Consider the following 18,297-nt stretch of genomic DNA (forward strand, 5'->3'; position numbering starts at 1 on the left):
CCGCCGCCGCGACCGCCCCGGGCGAGGAGTCGGGGCCGCCCCGATTCGATCGCCTCCCCCGTCGGCTACCGTGCGTCGTTCCTTCGCCCCCCGGTTCTCGCCCCCGGCTCCGATGTCCGACCCGCTGTCCGACGACGCCTCCCCGGCCGCCAAGTCCGCCCTCAACTGGACCGTGCTGGCGCTGCTCGGGGCGGGGCTGCTGATCCTCGTCATCCTCGTCGCCGCCCTGCTGTTCCGGCAGGACGACCCGCGGTTCGAGGTGGAAGGCGTCGACGGCGACCTGCAGGGGGCGCCCGCCCGGCAGGCCTCGCTGAACGCCGGCTGGCTCGCCCCGGCCGCCGACGCCGGCTCCGCCGTCCTCATCCCCCAGGCCTTCGGCGGCTGGGACCTGGAGACCAGCGACCGGAACGCGAACAACCCCGCCTTCGGCCTGACCCGCGAGGGCTACCACGGCCGCTACACCCGGGCCGGCGCCGCCGTCGCCGCGGACCTGTATGTCTACCCCGGCCAAGAGGACGACGCCGCCGTGTTGCAGAGCGTGCGGGAACGGCTCAGCGATCCGGCCCGCTTCGGCGACGTGCGGTTCAGCGAGCCGGAACTCGTCCCGGGGGCGAAGACGCTGCGGTTCGACATGACCCCGCAGCCGGAGGGCGGCGAGAACGACGGCGTGCCGGAGTCCCACGGCCTGATGGCGGCGGTGGACGGCTGGCTGCTGTTCGCCCGCAGCGAGAATGAAAGCGACCTGCTCCCCTTCCTCGCCGCCTATATGCGGGCCGTCGAAGCCGACGGCGCCGGCGAGGCCCCCCCCGAACCGGCCCCCGGCGACCGCACCGAGGCCCTCGCCGACGACGGCGCCGAGATCGCCGACTGAACGCCGTCGCGCACGAGAGCGATCGCTAATCGACGCCGCTTCCGGGGAACCGGCGGGCCCCCGCCGGTTCCCCGCGGCCGTCGACGCATAAGCGGTATCTTTTTCGACGGGAGACGTTATTGTCGCTCGGGACCGTTTTTTCAGGCCCGATCGGGGCCGTAGCGGTCCGTCGTCTCGTCGTTTCTCGAAACCGCTTTACCGATCATGTCCCACGCCCCCCGAGCGGCGCGTCCGCGCGTCCGCGCCGGTTTCACGCTGATTGAACTACTGGTAGTAATTGCGATTATCGCAATCCTGGTCAGCCTGCTGCTCCCCGCCGTGCAGCAGGCCCGCGAAGCCGCCCGGCGGAGCCAGTGCCAGAACAACCTCAAGCAACTGGGGCTGGCGGCCCATAATTATCACAGCACCTACAAGGTGTTTCCGATGGGCGCCGGCGGGACGACCAAAAACCCGCCCGCGACCCAGCGCCAGCTCCACATGGACGGCTGGATGAGCTTCCTGCCCCCGCTGGCGCCGTTTCTGGACGAAACCGCCCTGTGGAACCAGATGAGCAAGCCGCTCAGCCAGAAGATTGATTCCAGCGGCAACGTCGTCCCGCTCGATTCCTCCGAGCTGCCGTGGCCGCCGTTCGGCCGCTTCGAGCAATCGAGCTACCCGCCCAGCCGCTACCAGATCACGACCCTGCTCTGCCCGACGGACGGCTCCCCCCCGAACTCCAGCGGGTTCGGCGAGACCAACTACGCCGGGAACCTTGGGGACAACGTCACCGGGGTTTACGACACCACGTCTTCCCAAGCCCGCGGGATGTTTATGCGGCTGCGGAACCTAGCTCTGCGGGACGCCCGCGACGGGACGGTGAACACGCTGCTGTTCGCCGAGATCGGCCGGTCTGACGACCGCAGCTACCAGGGCGGGCTTTGGCGGAATACGCCGGACTCCGGGTTCGACGAGAACACCGGCTGGGCGAACATCCAGGCCTGCGTCGAGGCGACCGAGAACCCGGACAACCCCGGCTTCTATCCCGCCGGCAGCAATTACTGGAACGACCGCGGCCGGGAGTGGATGTACGCGGTGGGTCGCTACAACGGCTTCACCACGATCCTGCCGCCCAACGGCCCCAGTTGCAGTCATAACGGGAGCTCCCGCGAGAACTCCTTCGTGACCGCCGGCAGCTATCACACCGGCGGCATTCAGGTGACGATGGTGGACGGCAGCGTGCGGTTCCTCTCGGAAACCATCAACGCCACCACCAACCCGCCCCTGGCCACCGGCACGGCGAATGTGACCGCCGGCAAGAGCCCCTACGGCGTGTGGGGCGCCCTCGGCACCCGGGCCGGCGGCGAGGTCGTCGACGACTTCTGAGCCGCAGCGCCGTCCTGATTGAAGCGTACGAACGCCCCCTCCGGTCCGCCGGCGGGGGCGTCGTCTATGGGCCGCTCGCCGACGCCCGCGGCAGACCGCCGCCCTGCTGCGCGTGCCGGGCCAGTTCGGCGGCGAGCGACTGACGAACCCGCCGCTGCTCGTCCGTCAGCGGTTCGGTCAGTTCCTCCTCCGCCGGGTCCAGCGGGTCGCCGGCGTCGAAGAACCGGCCGTCGGCGTACAGCCGGTAGCGGCCGTCCCGGGCGAAGGCCCCGGCCTGCTGGTTGATGCGGGCGTTGTGCCGCGGGTCGTACCAGACGAACGCCGCCGTCCGGGGGGGCTTGACGGGCGAGCCGTCCGCGGCGAAAGGGCTCGCGCCGTCTCCGCCGTTCTCCCCCGACGAGGGCGGGACCGGCACGCCGGCCAGCGTGCAGACGGTCGGCAGCAGATCGGAGAAGTCGACCGGCCGATCAGCCGTCGCCCCCGCCGGCACGCGGCTCGGCAGGGAGACGATCAGCGGCACCCACGTCCCGCGGTCGTTCAACAAGCCCTTCCCGCCGCGGTACGGGCCGTGCGGCGTCGGGCAGACGACGGACGGATGCGTGCCGTTGTCGCCGCAGAACAGGATCGCCGTGTTCTCCCGCAGCCCGGCCGCCTCCAGCCCGGCGACGATCCGGCCGACCAGCCGGTCCGTATAGCGGACCATCTCCGGGAAATGTTTGGGATCGGCCTGCGCCTTCCCCGTCGGCGGCCCGGTCTCCGGCGTTTGGAGGAACGGGTCGTGGGTGAGGACCATCGGGTAATAGGCAAGGAACGGCCGGTCGTCGTCCCGGGCCGCGAACTCCAGCAGGGCGTCGCCGAACAGGTCCGGGCCGTACTCGTCCCGGGCGGAGCGGCGGATCGCGCCGCCGGTTTCCAGCTTCGGGTTCCAGTACCGCGGCCCCTTGTCGCCGTGCCCGGGGCGCCTAGAAAGCTGCCAAAGGAGGTGTTCGTCGAACCCCCAGTCGGCCGGGTCGATCGCGTCCGGCCGGTCCGGGCCGTCGCCGGAGAGCTGCCATTTGCCGAACACGCCGGTGCGAAAGCCGGCCTCGCGGAAGACGTCGCCGATCGTCCGCTCCTCCGGCGGGAGGAAGCCGAACTCGACGTAGTTTCGATAATTATACTTCCCCGTCATCAGCACGACCCGGCTGGGCGTGCACAGCGGCTGGCTGAAGCACCGCGTGAACCGCGTCCCGCCGGCCGCCAGCGCGTCCAGATGCGGCGTCGGCGGGGCGGCCGGGTTGTAGCAGGAGAGCCACTCCGCCCCGAGGTCGTCCGCCATGATCAGCACGACGTTCGTCGGCCGCCGCTCCGGCGACACATCGAGCGACGGGCCCCCGCCGACCGCGGCCAGCAGGGCGAGGGCGAAGGACATCGGCGGGTCTCGAACGGGCGGGCGCGAGCCCGGCCGGCCTCAGTGGTGGTAGTGGAAGCCGGCCCGGCGCTGGCGGTTATAGCGTTCCAGGGCGTCCTCGATAATCGGCTTGGCGACGTCCACGGACTGGATCTCGTCCACCTCGACCGCCTTGCCCTCCAGCTGTTTATAATCCTGGAAGAAGCGGCGGATCATGCTCAGCCGGTGCGGGGGCAGCTCGGCGGCGTCGGTGTAGGGGTTATATTCCGGGTCGTCGGTGGCCACGGCGATGACCTTGTGGTCCTTCTTGCCGGCGTCGATCATCGTCATGATGCCGATCACCCGGCTGTTCACGATCGTCAACGGGTCCACGGCCTCCTTGCAGAGCACCAGCACGTCGAGGGGGTCGTCGTCCTCGGCGAGGGTCTGCGGGACGAAGCCGTAGTTCGCCGGGTAGTAGACCGCCGAGTACAGCATCCGGTCCAGCCGGAGCAGGCCCGTCTCCTTGTCGAGCTCGTACTTGACCGAGGACCCCATTGGGATCTCCACGATCGTCTGAAAGGCGGTCGGCAGATTTTCGCCGGGGGAGACGTCGTGCCAGGGGTGCATAGCCAACGGTCAGCAGAGGTAAAAGCGAGCGGCGGACGGGCGAGCCGCCCCAGCATAACCCAGAGCCGCCCCCGGAAGGCGACCGCAACCGCCCCGAACCGGCGCCCGGGCCCCGCGGCGCCGGCGAAATCCGCTCAGGAGGACGTCCACCGCCCCCCGCCCCCTCCCCGCCGGGGTCCCGGCGGCGGTACGCTGGGAGGCGTCGCGGCGCCCCGCCCCGCACTACCCCGCTGGCCGACCGCCGTTCTCCCCGTCCGTCGCTCACGCCCGTGCCTGCCACGCGTCCCCTGCCCGCAACGCGTTCCGCCGCCCGCACGCCGCCGGCGCTACCGGAGCGGTATCGGCCGCTCGAGCGGATCGGCGTCGGCGGCATCGGCGAGGTCTGGCGGGCGACCGACCTGAATCTGGAACGCGATCTCGCCGTCAAAGTGCTGCGGGCCGATCGCCGCACCCCCGATCACGCCGCCCGGCTGGTCCGCGAGGCGCTGCTCACCGGCCGCCTGCAACACCCGGGCGTCCCGCCGGTCGTGGAACGGGGCGAGAGCCTCGACGACGCGGCGGCCAGTCCGTTCTTCGCCATGAAGCTGGTCGGCGGGCGGACCCTGCGGCAGATGTTGCGGGGCAAGCCGCGGCCCGATCAGGCCCGCTTGCTGGGCGTGTTCCGGCAGGTCTGCGAGGCGGTCGGCTTCGCCCACGCCAACGGCGTGATTCACCGGGACATCAAGCCGGCCAACGTGATGGTCGGCGATCACGGCGAGGTCCAGGTGATGGACTGGGGCATGGCCCGCCTGCTGAAGGAACCGGACGACGAATCGTCCCTGCTCTCCAGCTTCTCCGAGCAATGGACGGCCCCCACCCCGCCGACCCCCGCCCTGCAGGAGTCCGGCCCCGCGGAGCCCAGCGTCCACGCCCACGGCGACGAAACCGTTCTCACCCCCGGCCTGACGGCGACTGACGACGACAACGCCGACGAGTTCAACGACGGCGGGCCACACACTCTCGGGCCGAGCGACTCCTATACCGACGCCCCCTCCGGCGACAAAAGCACGACCCGCACGCCGGGGACCGGCCCGACCGTCGCTGACGCGATGGCGACGATGACCGTGGCCGGCTTCGGCTTCGGCACGCCGGCCTACATGCCGCCGGAACAGGCCCGCGGGGAGACGGACCGCATCGACGCCCGCAGCGACGTGTTCGGCCTGGGGGCGGTGCTGTGCGTGATTCTCACCCGGCAGGCTCCGTTCGAGGCGGGCGACGCGCTGGACAGCCTGCGGAAGGCCGCCGCGGCGGACCTCGGCCCGGCGTTCGCCTGGCTGGACGCCTGCGGGGCGGACGCCCCGCTGACGGACCTCTGCCGCCGCTGCCTGAGCCCCGACCCCGCCGACCGCCCGGCGAACGGCGCCGCCGTGGCGGACGCGATCCGCGACTACGAGAACGGCGTCCGCGAGAAACTGGAACAGGAGCGGGCCGACCGGGCCGCCGCCGAGGTGCGGGTCGTCGAGGAACGCAAGCGGCGCCGGGTCGGCGTCGCGGCGCTGGCGGCGCTACTGGTGGCCGGCGTCGCCGGCACCCTGTGGTACGACGCGGCGGACCGCCTGGGCGTGGTGCGGGAAGAGCGAGCCGTGGCCCAGGCGGCCCGCATCCAGGCGGTCAAGGCCCGGCAGGAAGAGGAGAGCGCCCGGATCGAAGCCGAAGCGGCCCGCCGGGCGGCGGTCCGTGCCGAGGGGGACTCAGAACGGCGCCGCCTCCTGGCCGAGGCCGCCCAGCGGGTCGCCGCCGCGGCGGAGACGAGAGCCCGGGCCGCCGCCGCGCAGTCGGAGGCAGCCGCCAAAACGGCGGAGCAGGAACGTCTGCAGGCGGAGATGCGGCGGGACGAGGCGGTTCAAGCCGTCGCCCTGGCCGAGAAGGGGAAAGCGGAAGCCCTCGCCGCCGCGGAGGCGGCCCGGCAGGAACGCGAGGCCCTCGCCGCCGCGGAGACCGCCGCGGAGGTGCGTCGGCTGGTGGATCAGGCCACGGTGCGGCGGGACGCCGGCCAGTACGCCGCCGCCGCCGACCTGCTGGACGCCGCCGCCCGCCTCGCCCCGACGGCCGACGAGCAGCTTTCGCCGAACCTGCTGCGGGACGCCCGCCGGCACCTGACGGTCGCCGCGGACCTGGAAAACGCCCGCCTGCCCCGCGCCGGCGCCGACGCCTCGCAAGACGCCGGTCAGCCCCGCAACGTCGTCGCGGCGCCCGACGCCGGGGACCGCTTCGCCGCGATCTTCGACGCCTACGGCCTGGACGTACTCGGCGGAGCACCGGAAACGAGCGGCCGGGCGGTCGCAGCCAGCCCGGTTGCCCCGGCGCTGCTGGCAGGGCTGGACGAGTGGGCGCGGGCGGCCGCGAAGGCGGGGGACGCGGACGCCTCCCGTCGCCTGCGGGCCGTCGCCGCCGCCGCCGACCCGACCCCGCTCCGCGAGGCCCTCGCCGCCGGGGAATCCGGCCGGGTGACCCGGCTGCTCTTGACGGAGGTGTCGCCCCGGGAGGTGCCCCCGCAGACCGCGGCGCTGGTGGCGCATCTGCTCGCCGCGGACGAGTCGCCCCGGGTGCAGGCGGCGGCGACGCTCTGGCTGGACGTGTCCATCGACGTGCACCCCGGCGACTACTGGCTGCGGCGCCTGCGGGCGGAGTTCGCCGGGGAGGGCGCCGCGGAGTCGCGGCGGCGGGTCGAATCGCTGCTGGTCGCCGCGGCCCTGCGGCCGGACGCGGTGGAAGGACGCTTCGCCCTCGCCCTGGCGCTGGAGGACGCCGACCGCCAATCGGAGGCCGCCGCGGAGTACCGCCAGGTGGCCGAGGCGGCCGGGGCGACGGAGGCTGCGTTCGCCCGCGTTGCGACGCGGCGTCTGGCGGCGCTGAACCTGCCCGCCCCGGGCACCCCGGTGGCCCAGGCCGTCCCGAATCCGGCGGCGCTTCCCGCACGCTCGTCGACCAAATCGTTCATCGTTCCGGCGCCTGAACTCCCCCTCCAGGAATCCAACACGGACGACGAGGCGCCGACGCTCTCCGGTTGGGCGCAAGCCGCCGGCTTAGGCGAGCAGGACCTGCCGCCCGCACCCGAAACGCCGTAGCCCGGCGAAACGACAGCCCGAGGCGCAAACCGAGGCCGGGTGACGTTGGCTATATCGCGCCGCCTCGGCTCGCGCCTCGGGCTGCCATTGCTTCCCCCGGGTGACCGGAAGTCAGCCGAACAGCGCCGCCTCGACAGTCAGGCCGGGGCCGAAGCCCACGGCGACGACCGGGCCGTCGGACGCCTTCGCCCCCGCCAATCCGCGGGCGGACCGCAGTCGGTCCAGCAAGAACAGGATCGTGGGGCTGGACAGGTTGCCCACCTCAGCCAGCAGGGCGCGGGACGGGTCCAGTTCGCGTTCCCCCAGCCCCAGCGCCTCGGCGGCGGCGTCGAGGATCGCCGGGCCGCCGGGGTGCACCGCCCAAGTGCCCACCTCGGCCCGGGTCAGGCCGAACGTGCTGAGCCACTCGTCCATCCAGCCGGCGAGGTGGGCCCGGATCGCCACCGGCACGGCCAGTTCGAGCGTCATCAGGAAGCCGGCGTCGCCCACCCGCCAGGTCATCGCGTCGGCGGTGTCCGCCAGCACGACCGACCCGCTGCCGAGCAATCGATACGGAGCGGTCGCAGTCTTCGGTTCGTCCGAGACACCCGCCGTCGGGGGGTCCGGGCGGAAGTCGGCGCCGGTACAGAGCATGGCGGCGGCCCCGTCGGCGAACAGGGCGTTGGCGATCACCTGCCCGGAGTCCGCCACCGGGTCCGGCGTGTATTGATGGTGCAGGCTGCACAGTTCCACCGCGGTCAGCAGCACCGCGGCGGAGGGGTCGGCGGCGCACAGCGCCCCGGCGACCCGCAGGCCGTTCAGGGCGGCGTGACAGCCCATGAACCCCACATGCGTACGTCCCACCGAGCGCGGCAGGCCGAGGTCCTCGATCAGGGCGCAATCCACGCCGGGGGCGGCGAACCCGGTGCAACTGACCGTCACCGACTGCGTGACGCGGCCGGGGTGAACGCCGGCGTCCGCCAGCGCCGCGGCGGCGGCCCGCACGGCCAGCGGGCCGGCGTGCTTCTCGTAGGCAATGATGCGGTCGCCGGTGGTGGGCGCCCCGGCGTGCGTGCCGGGGCCGGGGGGATAGAAGGGCACGCGATCCGGCTCCGTGCCGGAGCTGTCGGGGTCGACCAGCACAAGGTGCCGCTTCTTCACCCCGACCTTGCGATACAGCGCCGCGATCCGGCGGCGCCCGGCCTCCCCGTCGGGCCCGGCCGGCGGCCCGGTGCGGCCGGCGAGCACGCCGGTGTCCCCCTGTTCGATCCACCCGGCAGGCAGGGCGGTGCCGATCCCCGACACGGTGCAACTCAGGGGGGACGGCGACATACGGCAGAGCCGGGAGCGGAACGCGGAACGGAGGCCCAGCTTACGCCTCCGCCGACCATTTGGGCGCCTCCGCTCCGTTCGGCGGATCGGTTCGCGTCGGTTCGCTCCGATCAAAGGTTTTCGAAACGACTTTGCGGCGTTCGCCTCGCCTTGCCCCGACCCGAGCCGACTCCGAGGCCCGGCAATTCGGTTAGAATCGGCGCCGATCGATCCGTCGCCGCCCCGCTCCCCCAGGCCCGCCATGCACGCCCCGCCCCCCCGCCGCCGCCCGGCGAGCCGGTCCGGCTTCACGCTGATCGAACTGGTCGTGGTGGTTCTGATCGTACTAATTCTGATCTCCCTGTTGTTGCCGAACGTCGAACAGGCCCGCGAAGCGGCCCGCCGGAGCCAGTGCCAGAACAACCTGAAACAGCTCGGGCTGGCGATGCACAATTATCATGCCACCCATAAGCTGTTCCCCACGCAGGGCGGCGGCACGAGCGCGGCCGGCGAGGAGGGAAATGCGGAGGAACTGTCGGCGTTCGTGGCACTGACGCCGTATATCGATGCGTCTCGCCACTGGAACGTCATTGCACAACGTTTGGCTGAGAATGCCGACGGCTCCCCCCGCACCCCGCCCTGGCCGGCGATGGGGCCGGAGCCGGGGAACCGCAATTACGGGCCGTGGCAGACGCAGAACTCCGTGTTCCTCTGCCCCTCCGACCCGGCCGGCCCCGCCAACACCGGCGGACCGGAGGACGTGATGGCGGATACGAACTATGCCTTCAACGCTGGCGACAACGCCGCCGGCGGCTACGGCGCGGTGGAGGTCGAGGGCGGCGGCCGTCCGGCGGCCCGCGGGGCGTTCGTGTTTCGGGAGTGGATCGCGCTGGACGACTTCGCCGACGGAACCGCGACCACGCTGCTGTTCGCCGAGATCGGCCGCGGCGACGGGGGGCGGTCCTATCAGGGCTACGCCCTGCGGAACGCCGGCGCCGCAAAGCCCCCGCTGGAATACGACGACGAACGCGGCGTGCTGAACCCCTCCGCCTGCCTCGCCGCGGCCGGCAACGTGAGCGAACCGCAAACCTACCCGACGGCGGCCGCCCTGCACGCCCGCGGGAGTCGGTGGAACGACGCGGGCGGCGTCTACACCGGGTTCAACGCGATCCTGCCGCCCAACGGCCCGAGCTGCCTGCTGACGAACGACCCCCGCAGCCCGGGGCTGCTCTCCGCCGGCTCCTTCCACACGGGCGGGGTGCAGGTCGGGATGGTCGACGGCAGCGTGACCTTCATCAGCGAAACGATCGACGCCGGCGACCCGGGCGCCGCGGGCGTGACGGACGGCGAAAGCCCCTACGGTGTGTGGGGCGCCCTGAGCACCCGGGCCGGCGGCGACACGGTCGACGTCGACCAGTACTGAGCCAGCCCCGGCTCAGCGGCGGGTCAGACGCACCGCGGGGGCGCGGGTGCCGGCGACGCGGACGGCGCCGTCGTCGATCTCCACCTCTTCCAACACCGCCCGGTTGGCGTCCCGGGCATTGAGGGTGACGATCAGCGCCGGCGGGGCGCTCGCGTCCTCGCCGGGGGCCAGGTCCCACTCGTGATCCACGTGGTACTTCTCCAGAAACTTGGAGACGTGCGGGGCGAACGTGCGGGGGTCCAGCGGGAACAGCCCGGCCATCAGCCCCTCGACGTGCAGGGCCACCTGGTTCGGGCCCCGCATCTCCGGCCGCAGGGCGAGGCTGACCACGCCGTCGAACTTGGAACTGGTCAGGCGGAAGCCCAGCCGCACCAACCCCGGGCGGGTGAGGTCCACCCGCGGGTCCGACACGCCGCCGGGGATCTGATCGCCGAAGCGTTCCGGCAGGCCCTCGGCGAGCCAGCCGTTCACCTCGTCCTGGGTGAAGCGCTGCTCCCAGGAGTTGCCGTACTCCATGTCCCGGGCCAGCTCGACGGTGCGGTCGGCGAAGGCCTCGGCCTGCTCCCGCAGCTCGGCGGGGGGCGTTTCCTCGAGGGCCTCGGTGTAGAAGTCCGGCGTGCCGTCGGCGAGGTACCAGACCGCCAGACCCGCCGCCGTCAACGCCCCCAGCACGAAGCCCACCAGCAGCGTGAGGATCGTCCCCCCGAACGACCGGCGGCGGGCCGTGCCGGACCGCTCGGCGGAGGACGAATCGGCAGACGCCGAGAAGGCGGCCGGGGTCGCGGTGGACACGGCGGAGGCTCCCGTCATGGGAATCGCAGCCCGAGTCGCAGCGGGCCAGGGAGCGGCCCGGCGGCGCGCGACGGGACGCGGGGATGGGAATCCAACGGTAAATCACCCCGGCAGTGTGGTCAACGGCGGTTCGGCACGCCCTTCGCAGGCGAAGCGCCCCTGGTCATCCCCTGTTTTTCCGGGGGGTTTGTCGCGGGCCGCTTCCGGTTCGGACCTCACCAGCCCGAAGCGTCAGCGAGGGTTCGCCGGTCCGAACGCCACCCGCTGCGCGGGCGGGGCCCTCGCTGACGCTTCGGGTTGGTGGGGGGAACCCAAATCAGCCCGGCGGCCGGGCGCTGCGGGCGATCAGTTTCGCCAGGTCGCCGGCGCCCTGCAGTTGGCGGACGGTTCGGCGGTGGTTCGAACCGGTCGTGCCGGGGTCGTAGCCGTGGTGGTGGTCCGTCAGCCGCAGGGCCTCCCGCACGTCCTCCAAGGTCAGCCGGTCGCGGCCGTCGGCGAGGGCCCGCCAGCGGGCCAGCGTGAGCGTCAGCGGGAAGGTCAGGGCGAGGGCGAAGAAGCCGTCCGTCAGCGGCCAGCCGTCGAACGCCGGGCCGCAGAACGCCAACCCGTCCAGCTTCACCCGGACGAAGCGGGCGAACAGTTCGTCGGCCCCCGGCGGCAGCGGGCCGGCGGCCTCCGCCAGCCGGGCGACCGGCACCGGCCCGGCCCACAACCCGGGCGGGGTGAGCCCCGCCGCGGACACCAGCTTCGTCGCCCCCCAGACCCGCCGCAGCCGGGGCAGCAACCCGCCGGCGGCCGCGGCGGCGGTGTCCTTGTGGGCGTACTTCGCCAGCGCCCCGCGGAAGGCCAGCTCCCCGGCCCGGGTGGGCGGGTCGTATTCCTGCAGATCGGCCGGCAGCTCCTCCGCGGCGGCGTTCGAGACCAGATCGAGGAACTCCCCTAACCGCCGCCCGCTGATGGCGGCGAAGTCCGACCGGTCCACCAGCGCCGCGATATAAACCGCCCGCAGCAGGGCCGGGGCGAAGGGGCCGGCCTCTGTAAAGCAGGCCGTCAGCGCCCCGCGAATGCGATCGAAGTCCGCCCAGCCGACCGCCTGCGACCGCGACAGCCGCGGCGGCTCGCCCCCTTTGTAACCGGCCGGCAGCACGTCGTGGGCGAGGGTGCGGATCTCCGCGGCGTTCTCCGTCACCGCCGCCCCGCCGTTGGCCGTCACGGTGGGGCAGCTGAACCGCAGACTGACCGTCGCCCCCTTTTTCGAGGGGTGAAAGGCGTACGGATAGACCCGACAGGCCAGCGGCTTGGTCGCCTCGCCGAACTCCTTGTGCACCGCGCACAGCCCGTCCGGCCGCAGGAAGGCGCAGGCGCCGTCCGGGGCGTGGTTCAACCGGAACCGGGCCCGCCGCTTGAACGCCGCCGGCAGCCACTTGGCCGACACGAACCGCGACCCGGCGCCCAGCGGCACGACCGGCTCCACGCCGCCGGGGGCGTTCGCCGCGGTCCAGCCCTGCTCGGCCAGGCGGTCGCGTTCCTCGTCGGTGATTTCGATCTGGTGTTCCCGACAGCACCCCGCGCAGGACCGGCAGGTCCAGTGCTGAATCGTCGGGAGTTGAAGGGGAACGGCCAACGGCGGACGGCACGCGGGAACGAGGCGGGAACGCCATTCACCCTACGGCGGAAGACCCGCCGGGCAATGTCCCGGGGGTCCGATCGCCGTCCCCCCTTGCCCCCTTTTGGGGGAGAGGGGTCGGGGGTGAGGGGGCAGCGGCGCCCGATCGCCGTTCAAGGGGCCGCTCGCTCACCGTTCGACCGCCGCCTCACTGCATGAGCGGGAGCGGGTGAACCCTTCGTCACCCTCACCCCCGGCCCCTCTCCCTAAGGGAGAGGGGGGCAAGACGATCGCCGCCCTCACCAGGCGAAGCGGTCGGCGTCGCCGGCAGCCCGTAGGTCGCCGGTGGTCGTCTCGTAGATCCAGCCGTGGGCGGCGTCCGCGGGGGGCGCGGACGGCATCTTGTCGACGACCAGCACGTCGCTGCGGCCGGTGAGCGGGTTTTCCGGGAACGCGTCGCCCACGAGATACGGCCCGAACACGTGATCGCCGCCCTCGCCCACGTTCCCCGCCCGGTCGGTCCGGCGGGTGAGTTGGTCCAGCAGCGGCCCGGTCACGCCCGGCAGGGTGTTGTCATGCTGCACGCGGTACAGCTCGATCTGCCCGCGGAGCACGTACAGCCGCTCGCGGAGCTGTTCGTCCTGCCCGGTCGCCGCGTCCGGGTGCAGTTGCGGCAGAACCGTGACTGCCAGCAGGGCGATCAGCGCGACGGCGATCAGCCCCTCGATCATCGTGAACCCGCCCCGCCCCGCCGGCGTCGGGCGGACGGAGGGCGAAGCGGCGGGCGATCCAGAACAGGTCATGGCGGGAAGATCAGGGGGACGGGGCGCGGCCGGCTCCTCCGGGAGGCCGCCGGAACGATGCCCGCCGCGGGGCGGTCGGCAAATCAGAACCGGCCGGGGACCGAACGATCCCCGCTCGCCGGGCCGGCGTCGGCCGCACGGCCGGGCGCGGACGGTAGGATCGGGCCCCGAATCCCGCCGCGCGCGGCGGATTCTCGCCGCTCCTCCCTGAACGACGCGACGGTCAGTTCGCCTCGGCCGGGGCGCTCGTCGCTTGCAGCCGCTTGAGGGCGGCGGTCAGCGCGGCGACCTTTTCCGGGCGGTCGTCGTACCGATTATCCCGCTCCCCGGGGTCCGTGGCAAGATTGTATAACTGCCCGACCGGCTCTCCCGGCTGCGGCCGCTCGATCTTCGGCTTGCTGAAGCCCCCGCTGCCCCGCCAGGGGATCAGTTTCCAGCGGCCCTCGGCGTCGTCCAGCCGGACGAAGTCCCGCTCCCCCGTCGCCTCCAGCAGCGCCTCGGTCCGGGGGGCCGTTGACGTCTGCCCGCTCCAGACCGGCCACTGGTTCACCCCGTCCGGGGCGGCCCCGGCGGGCAGGTCCACCCCGCAGGCGGCGGCGAGCGTCGGCAGCAGATCTGTGTGCAGCGTCAGGGCGTCGCTCGTCCCCCCCGCCACCCCAAGCCCGGCAACCCCCGGCCCGGCGACGAAGAACGGCACGCGGTGCCCGCCCTCCCAGGCGTCCCCCTTCATCCCCCGGTACGGCCCGGCACTGGCGTGGCCGTATTGCGCTTCGTCCTCGTCGTACCAGACCGGGCCGTTGTCGCTGGTGAACACGACGAGGGTGTTTTCCGTCATGCCGGCTTCGTCCAACGCCGCCAGGATCGTGCCGACGGCGGCGTCCGTCTCGTGGACGAACTGCCCGTAGAGGCCCACCCCGCCCTGATAGTCGGCGGGATCGCCTTTCACCGCCCACGGCGTGTGCGGCGAGGCGAGGGTGACGTACAGCATAAACGGCTCGCCCATTTTCGTGGGGTTCGTCACCGCCGCCACGGCGGCGTCGCGGAAGGCTGGCAGAACCTTCTGATGCTCGAACGCGGGGGCGCTCCCGCCGGCCCGCCAGAAGTTCCCCTGAATCGGGCTCCACCCCGGCGAGGCGGAGTCCGCAACATGCCGGCTCGGCGGGTCGACCGCGGCGCGATGATGGAGGAAGTAGTACGGCGGGATATCGAGGCTCGCCGGGATGCCGAAGTAGTCCGCGAACCCGCGGTCCACCGGCCCGCCGCGGTGTTCTCCGGTCCGTTCTTCGCTCAGCGGCTTCCCGTCCGGCCCCTCAAAGCCGAGGTGCCACTTGCCGACCATCGCCGTGCGGTAGCCGGCGTCGGCGAAGACGCTGCCCAGCGTGGGCGTGCCCTCCGGGATCTGCGGGCGTTCGTTCCAATCCCACGGGCGGCCGCGGCGGGAATAGCGGCCCGTTAAGAGGGAGTACCGCGTCGGCGTGCACCACGCCGCGGGGCTGTGGGCGTCCGTCAGCCGCAGGCCGCGGGCGGCCAGTTCGTCCAGGTGCGGCGTGGGGATCTTCGAATCTGGGTTGTTCGCCCCGAGGTCGCCCCAGCCCATGTCGTCCGCGAGGATCACCACCACGTTCGGCCGGGCGTCGGCGGGCCGATCGGCGGCCGGTTGTTGGGCGGCCGGTCCGGCCGGATCGGCGGGGGCGAGAACCGCGGCGGCGAGTAGAACGAACAGCGACATCGGCGAAACTTCCAGTCGGGACGAGCCGGCCGACTATGATCGCCCCGCCCCCCGATTCCCACCGTTTCCACCCGAGCCCCCCGCCGCTCCCCGTCCGTTCATGCACGTCGCGATCGTCACCGCCGGCGGCGCCGGGATGTTCTGCGGCAGTTGTTTGCAGGACAACGCCCTCGCCCGCGCCCTCATGGCCAGCGGCGAGGAGGTCTCCCTGATCCCCACATATACTCCCCTGACTCTCGACACGAAGGACGAATCGTTGCTGGGCCCGGGCCGCGGGCGGGTGTTCCTCGGCGGCATCAACCTGTACCTCGAACACCAGTCGAAGCTGTGGGGCCGGCTGCCGCGGTGGTTCGTGCGGTTCCTCGACAGCCGCTGGGCGCTGAAGCTCAGTTCCAAGCTGGGCGTCTCCAATGACGCCGCGAACCTCGGGCCGCTGACGATCGATTTATTACGCGGCGAGTTAGGCCCCCAGCGGCGGGGCATTGAGGAATTGGTGGACTGGATCGTGAACCGGCTCAAACCGGACGCGGTGGTGTTCAGCAACGCCCTGCTGGTCGGCCCGGTGCGGGAGCTGCGCAAAAGCTTCGACGGCCCCATCTGGTGCACGCTGCAGGGGGACGACATCTTTCTGAACGCCCTGCGGGAACCGCACCAGTCCGCGGCGCTGGCGATGATCTCCGACCGGGCCGGCGACGACTGCCACGGCTTCACCGGGTTCCTCACCCACAGCGAGTACTACGCCGACCACATGGCGGACACCCTCGCCCTGCCCCGCGACCGCTTCCGCACCCTGCCGCTGTTATTGGAGCCGAACGGCTTTCCGGAGGCGCCGCCCGCGGAGCGGCCGAACGAGGGGCCGTTCACCGTCGGTTATTTCGCCCGCATCTGCCCGGAAAAAGGGCTGCACAACCTCGTCGAGGCGATGGAGCTGCTCCGCGAACGCCGGCCGGAGGTGCAGTGGGCGCTGCTGGCGGGGGGATATCTTGGCCCGCGGGATCAACGGTATTTTCGGGGGTTGAAAAAGCGGACGAAGTCGTGGGGAAACGGGTTTGAATACGCCGGGGCCCCGAACACGCTGGCGGAGAAGGCGTCGATTCTTCAGCGATTCGACGTGCTCAGCGTGCCGACGGTTTATCGGGAGCCCAAGGGCCTGCCGGTCCTGGAGGGCTGGGCCTGCGGCGTGCCCTGCGTGCAGCCGGCCCACGGCGCGTTTCCGGAGTTATTGCACGGCGTGCCGGGCGGCGTGCTGGTTCCGCCCGGCGACGCCCGCGCCCTCGCCGCCGCCCTGGAAGCGCTGCACGACGACCCCGACCGTCGCCGGGCGCTGGGCGCCGCGGGGCACGCCGGCGTGCGGGCCGTGCACGGCCCGACGGCGGTCGCGGAGCGGTTCAAGGCAATCCTGAACGCCCCCGTCCCCGGCAAGCGGATCGCCAATCGGCCGGGCGCCGGATGACGCGGTTCCGGGTGACGAAGGCGCAACTCGCCGCCGCGGAGAACGGCACGACGCCGGACGTGCTCGCCCCCGGCGTGCGACTGCTGTTCTGCGGCATTAATCCGTCCCTCTATAGCGTCGTGACGGGCTGCCACTTCGCCCGCCCCGGCAACCGCTTCTGGCCCGCCCTGCACGACGGCGGCTTCACCCCGCGGCTGTTTCACCCCTCCGAGAACGAGGAGTTGTTAACGTACGGCTGCGGGATCACGAACCTCGCCCCCCGCGGCACCCGCCGGGCGGACGAATTGAGCCGGGACGAACTGGAGGAGGGGGCGGAGGAGCTGGCGGCGAAGGTCGAAGCGAACGGCGTGCGGACGGTGGCGTTCCTCGGCGTGACCGCCTATCGCACCGCCTTCGCAGAGCCGGGAGCCGTGATCGGCCGGCAGGAGCGGACCGTCGGCGGGGCGGACGTCTGGGTCTTGCCGAACCCCAGCGGGTTGAACGCCCATTATCAACGCCCGGACTTCGCCCGCCTGTTCGGCGAACTGCGGGCGGCGGTCTTCGGCACGGCCGGGGCCGAGGGCCGATGAATTCCGAGACCGAATTGACCGAGGCGACGCCGCTCATCATCGAACTGGCGAGCGCCCTGCACCGCTTCGGCGCCCCGGCTCACGAGCTGGAAGAATTGATGACCGAAACGGCGACGGCCCTCGGCGTCGCCGCCCAGTATTTCGCCGCCCCGACCTCGATCTCGTTCGGCTTCGGCGAACCGCGGGAGCATCGCACGACGATGATCCGCGTCTCCCCCGGGGAGGTGGATCTGGCCAAGCTCCGCGATTTATACGTCCTGCAGGCGTCGATCGCCTCCGGGGCGACCGACGCCGCCGCGGGACGGACCGCCGTGCGGGCGATCGTGGAGCGACCGCCGCGGTTCGGCCCGGCGTGGACCGTGCCGGCGACCGGGCTGGTCGGCGTCACCGCCGCCCCGTTCTTCGGCGGCGGCGCCCCCGAGGCGGCCCTCGCCGGGGCGCTGGCCCTGCTGGTCGGCACGCTGGCCTGGCTCAGCTCCAAGCGGCCCGGCCTGCAACGTCTCCTCCTTCCCGGCAGCAGCGTGCTCGTCTCCGCCGCGGCGATCGGCGCCGCGGTCCTGCTGCCGGACCTCGCCGCCGCGATCGTGACGGTCAGCGCTCTGATTCTGTTCATCCCCGGGCTCACGTTGACGATCGCGATGAACGAACTGGCCGCCCAGAACCTCGTCTCCGGCTCCGCCCGGTTCGCGGGGGCGGTGGCCCAACTCATGATGATCGGCTTCGGGGTGGAGTTAGGCCGCAGCCTCGTCGCCCTGGTCGCCGAGCCCGCGGCGCCGGGGCCGGAGGCGGGGCTGGGCGACGCGGTGGTCGCCGGCAGCCTGTTCGTCGCCTCGCTGGCCTTCACCGTGTTGTTTCAGGCGCGGGCGCGGGACTTCGGCTGGATCTGCGTGGCGGCGTTCGTGGCTTTTTTTGGGGCCCGGCTGGGCGTGGCGCTGCTCGGCCCGCTGGCGGGGCCGTCGGTGGCGGCGTTCGCCGTGGGGGCCTTCAGCAACGCCGTCGGCCGCTGGCGCCGGCGGCCGGCGCTGGTCACCTTGCTGCCGGGGCTCCTCCTACTGGTGCCGGGCAGCGTGGGGTTTAACAGCGTCACGCAATTGCTCGACCACGACGAGATGCGGTCGTTTCAATCCGTGTTCAATACGCTGCTGATCGCCGCGGCGATCGTGACGGGCCTGCTGTTCGCCAACGTCGCCGTCGCCCAACGGCCGGGGACGGGGGAGCGGTTGAGTTAGGGTCTCTTGTGAGCCCGAAGCGCAAGCGAGGTTCGGAGCCGTCCACTCTCACTTGCGCTTCGGG

The 18,297-nt window shown here is 72.3% G+C and carries 14 protein-coding genes; 7 read left to right on the top strand and 7 right to left on the bottom strand.

Annotation, left to right across the window (positions count from 1 at the left end; translation table 11 throughout):
• Nucleotides 1-112 precede the first annotated feature (112 nt).
• The gene (locus CA12_RS03100) at nucleotides 113-871 is read left to right on the top strand and encodes a hypothetical protein (protein WP_145357437.1); all 759 of its coding nucleotides are present in this window, start codon (nucleotides 113-115) and stop codon (nucleotides 869-871) included.
• 204 nt (nucleotides 872-1,075) lie between these two features.
• Nucleotides 1,076-2,233, top strand: coding sequence for a DUF1559 domain-containing protein (locus CA12_RS03105; RefSeq protein ID WP_145361273.1), 1,158 nt, complete (start codon nucleotides 1,076-1,078; stop codon nucleotides 2,231-2,233).
• A gap of 64 nt (nucleotides 2,234-2,297) precedes the next feature.
• Here the strand turns inward: CA12_RS03105 and CA12_RS03110 are convergent, their stop codons facing one another.
• Both CA12_RS03110 and CA12_RS03115 read right to left on the bottom strand, forming a co-directional pair.
• Nucleotides 2,298-3,644 carry a sulfatase-like hydrolase/transferase gene (locus CA12_RS03110; RefSeq protein WP_145357438.1) on the bottom strand — a complete coding sequence of 449 codons (1,347 nt, stop codon included), beginning with the start codon at nucleotides 3,642-3,644 and terminating at the stop codon, nucleotides 2,298-2,300.
• Between the two features lie 39 nt (nucleotides 3,645-3,683).
• A complete protein-coding gene (locus CA12_RS03115; protein ID WP_145357439.1) occupies nucleotides 3,684-4,232 on the bottom strand; it encodes an inorganic diphosphatase in 549 nt (182 codons plus the stop codon).
• A gap of 269 nt (nucleotides 4,233-4,501) precedes the next feature.
• On the opposite strand from CA12_RS03115, the gene CA12_RS23085 reads away from it, so the two are divergent.
• Nucleotides 4,502-7,339, top strand: coding sequence for a serine/threonine-protein kinase (locus CA12_RS23085; protein ID WP_145357440.1), 2,838 nt, complete (start codon nucleotides 4,502-4,504; stop codon nucleotides 7,337-7,339).
• 111 nt (nucleotides 7,340-7,450) lie between these two features.
• On the opposite strand, the gene CA12_RS03125 is transcribed toward CA12_RS23085, so the two are convergent.
• Nucleotides 7,451-8,650: a type III polyketide synthase gene (locus CA12_RS03125; RefSeq protein ID WP_207622123.1), complete on the bottom strand. Its 1,200-nt coding sequence runs from the start codon at nucleotides 8,648-8,650 to the stop codon at nucleotides 7,451-7,453.
• A gap of 241 nt (nucleotides 8,651-8,891) precedes the next feature.
• Here CA12_RS03125 and CA12_RS03130 point away from each other — a divergent pair, with 241 nt between their 5' ends.
• Nucleotides 8,892-10,052 (top strand): DUF1559 domain-containing protein, encoded by a 1,161-nt coding sequence (locus tag CA12_RS03130; RefSeq protein WP_145361276.1) that lies wholly within the window; start codon nucleotides 8,892-8,894, stop codon nucleotides 10,050-10,052.
• Nucleotides 10,053-10,064: 12 nt separating this feature from the next.
• Here the strand turns inward: CA12_RS03130 and CA12_RS03135 are convergent, their stop codons facing one another.
• The 4 genes from CA12_RS03135 to CA12_RS03150 form a co-directional block, all read right to left on the bottom strand.
• A complete protein-coding gene (locus CA12_RS03135) occupies nucleotides 10,065-10,844 on the bottom strand; it encodes a hypothetical protein (RefSeq protein ID WP_145357441.1) in 780 nt (259 codons plus the stop codon).
• 316 nt (nucleotides 10,845-11,160) lie between these two features.
• The gene (locus CA12_RS03140; RefSeq protein WP_145357442.1) at nucleotides 11,161-12,468 is read right to left on the bottom strand and encodes a YkgJ family cysteine cluster protein; all 1,308 of its coding nucleotides are present in this window, start codon (nucleotides 12,466-12,468) and stop codon (nucleotides 11,161-11,163) included.
• Nucleotides 12,469-12,749: 281 nt separating this feature from the next.
• Complete coding sequence (locus tag CA12_RS03145; RefSeq protein WP_145357443.1) at nucleotides 12,750-13,253, bottom strand: type II secretion system protein; 504 nt, start codon at nucleotides 13,251-13,253, stop codon at nucleotides 12,750-12,752.
• A 223-nt stretch (nucleotides 13,254-13,476) separates the two neighbouring features.
• Nucleotides 13,477-14,982: a sulfatase family protein gene (locus CA12_RS03150; RefSeq protein WP_145357444.1), complete on the bottom strand. Its 1,506-nt coding sequence runs from the start codon at nucleotides 14,980-14,982 to the stop codon at nucleotides 13,477-13,479.
• Nucleotides 14,983-15,082: 100 nt separating this feature from the next.
• On the opposite strand from CA12_RS03150, the gene CA12_RS03155 reads away from it, so the two are divergent.
• From CA12_RS03155 to CA12_RS03165, 3 genes are read left to right on the top strand one after another with little or no spacing between them, the layout of a single operon-like run.
• The gene (locus CA12_RS03155; RefSeq protein WP_165700520.1) at nucleotides 15,083-16,435 is read left to right on the top strand and encodes a glycosyltransferase family 4 protein; all 1,353 of its coding nucleotides are present in this window, start codon (nucleotides 15,083-15,085) and stop codon (nucleotides 16,433-16,435) included.
• A complete protein-coding gene (gene mug / locus CA12_RS03160; protein ID WP_145357446.1) occupies nucleotides 16,432-17,004 on the top strand; it encodes a G/U mismatch-specific DNA glycosylase in 573 nt (190 codons plus the stop codon). Before CA12_RS03155 ends, mug begins: the two co-directional genes overlap by 4 nt.
• Nucleotides 17,001-18,233: a threonine/serine exporter family protein gene (locus CA12_RS03165; RefSeq protein WP_145357447.1), complete on the top strand. Its 1,233-nt coding sequence runs from the start codon at nucleotides 17,001-17,003 to the stop codon at nucleotides 18,231-18,233. The genes mug and CA12_RS03165 overlap by 4 nt, the downstream gene beginning before the upstream one ends.
• Nucleotides 18,234-18,297: the final 64 nt, after the last annotated feature.

It is taken from the genome of Alienimonas californiensis (genome assembly GCF_007743815.1).
In the GTDB taxonomy this organism is placed as follows: domain Bacteria; phylum Planctomycetota; class Planctomycetia; order Planctomycetales; family Planctomycetaceae; genus Alienimonas; species Alienimonas californiensis.

Excerpts from the sequence above, each read along its gene's own strand:
- CA12_RS03100 (WP_145357437.1), top strand. The coding sequence starts at position 113 with ATGTCCGACCCGCTGTCCGACGACGCCTCCCCGGCCGCCAAGTCCGCC.
- CA12_RS03115 (WP_145357439.1), bottom strand. The coding sequence starts at position 4,232 with ATGCACCCCTGGCACGACGTCTCCCCCGGCGAAAATCTGCCGACCGCC.
- CA12_RS03155 (WP_165700520.1), top strand. The coding sequence starts at position 15,083 with ATGCACGTCGCGATCGTCACCGCCGGCGGCGCCGGGATGTTCTGCGGC.
- CA12_RS03145 (WP_145357443.1), bottom strand. The coding sequence starts at position 13,253 with ATGACCTGTTCTGGATCGCCCGCCGCTTCGCCCTCCGTCCGCCCGACG.
- CA12_RS03110 (WP_145357438.1), bottom strand. The coding sequence starts at position 3,644 with ATGTCCTTCGCCCTCGCCCTGCTGGCCGCGGTCGGCGGGGGCCCGTCG.
- mug (WP_145357446.1), top strand. The coding sequence starts at position 16,432 with ATGACGCGGTTCCGGGTGACGAAGGCGCAACTCGCCGCCGCGGAGAAC.
- CA12_RS03130 (WP_145361276.1), top strand. The coding sequence starts at position 8,892 with ATGCACGCCCCGCCCCCCCGCCGCCGCCCGGCGAGCCGGTCCGGCTTC.
- CA12_RS03165 (WP_145357447.1), top strand. The coding sequence starts at position 17,001 with ATGAATTCCGAGACCGAATTGACCGAGGCGACGCCGCTCATCATCGAA.
- CA12_RS03125 (WP_207622123.1), bottom strand. The coding sequence starts at position 8,650 with ATGTCGCCGTCCCCCCTGAGTTGCACCGTGTCGGGGATCGGCACCGCC.
- CA12_RS03105 (WP_145361273.1), top strand. The coding sequence starts at position 1,076 with ATGTCCCACGCCCCCCGAGCGGCGCGTCCGCGCGTCCGCGCCGGTTTC.
- CA12_RS03150 (WP_145357444.1), bottom strand. The coding sequence starts at position 14,982 with ATGTCGCTGTTCGTTCTACTCGCCGCCGCGGTTCTCGCCCCCGCCGAT.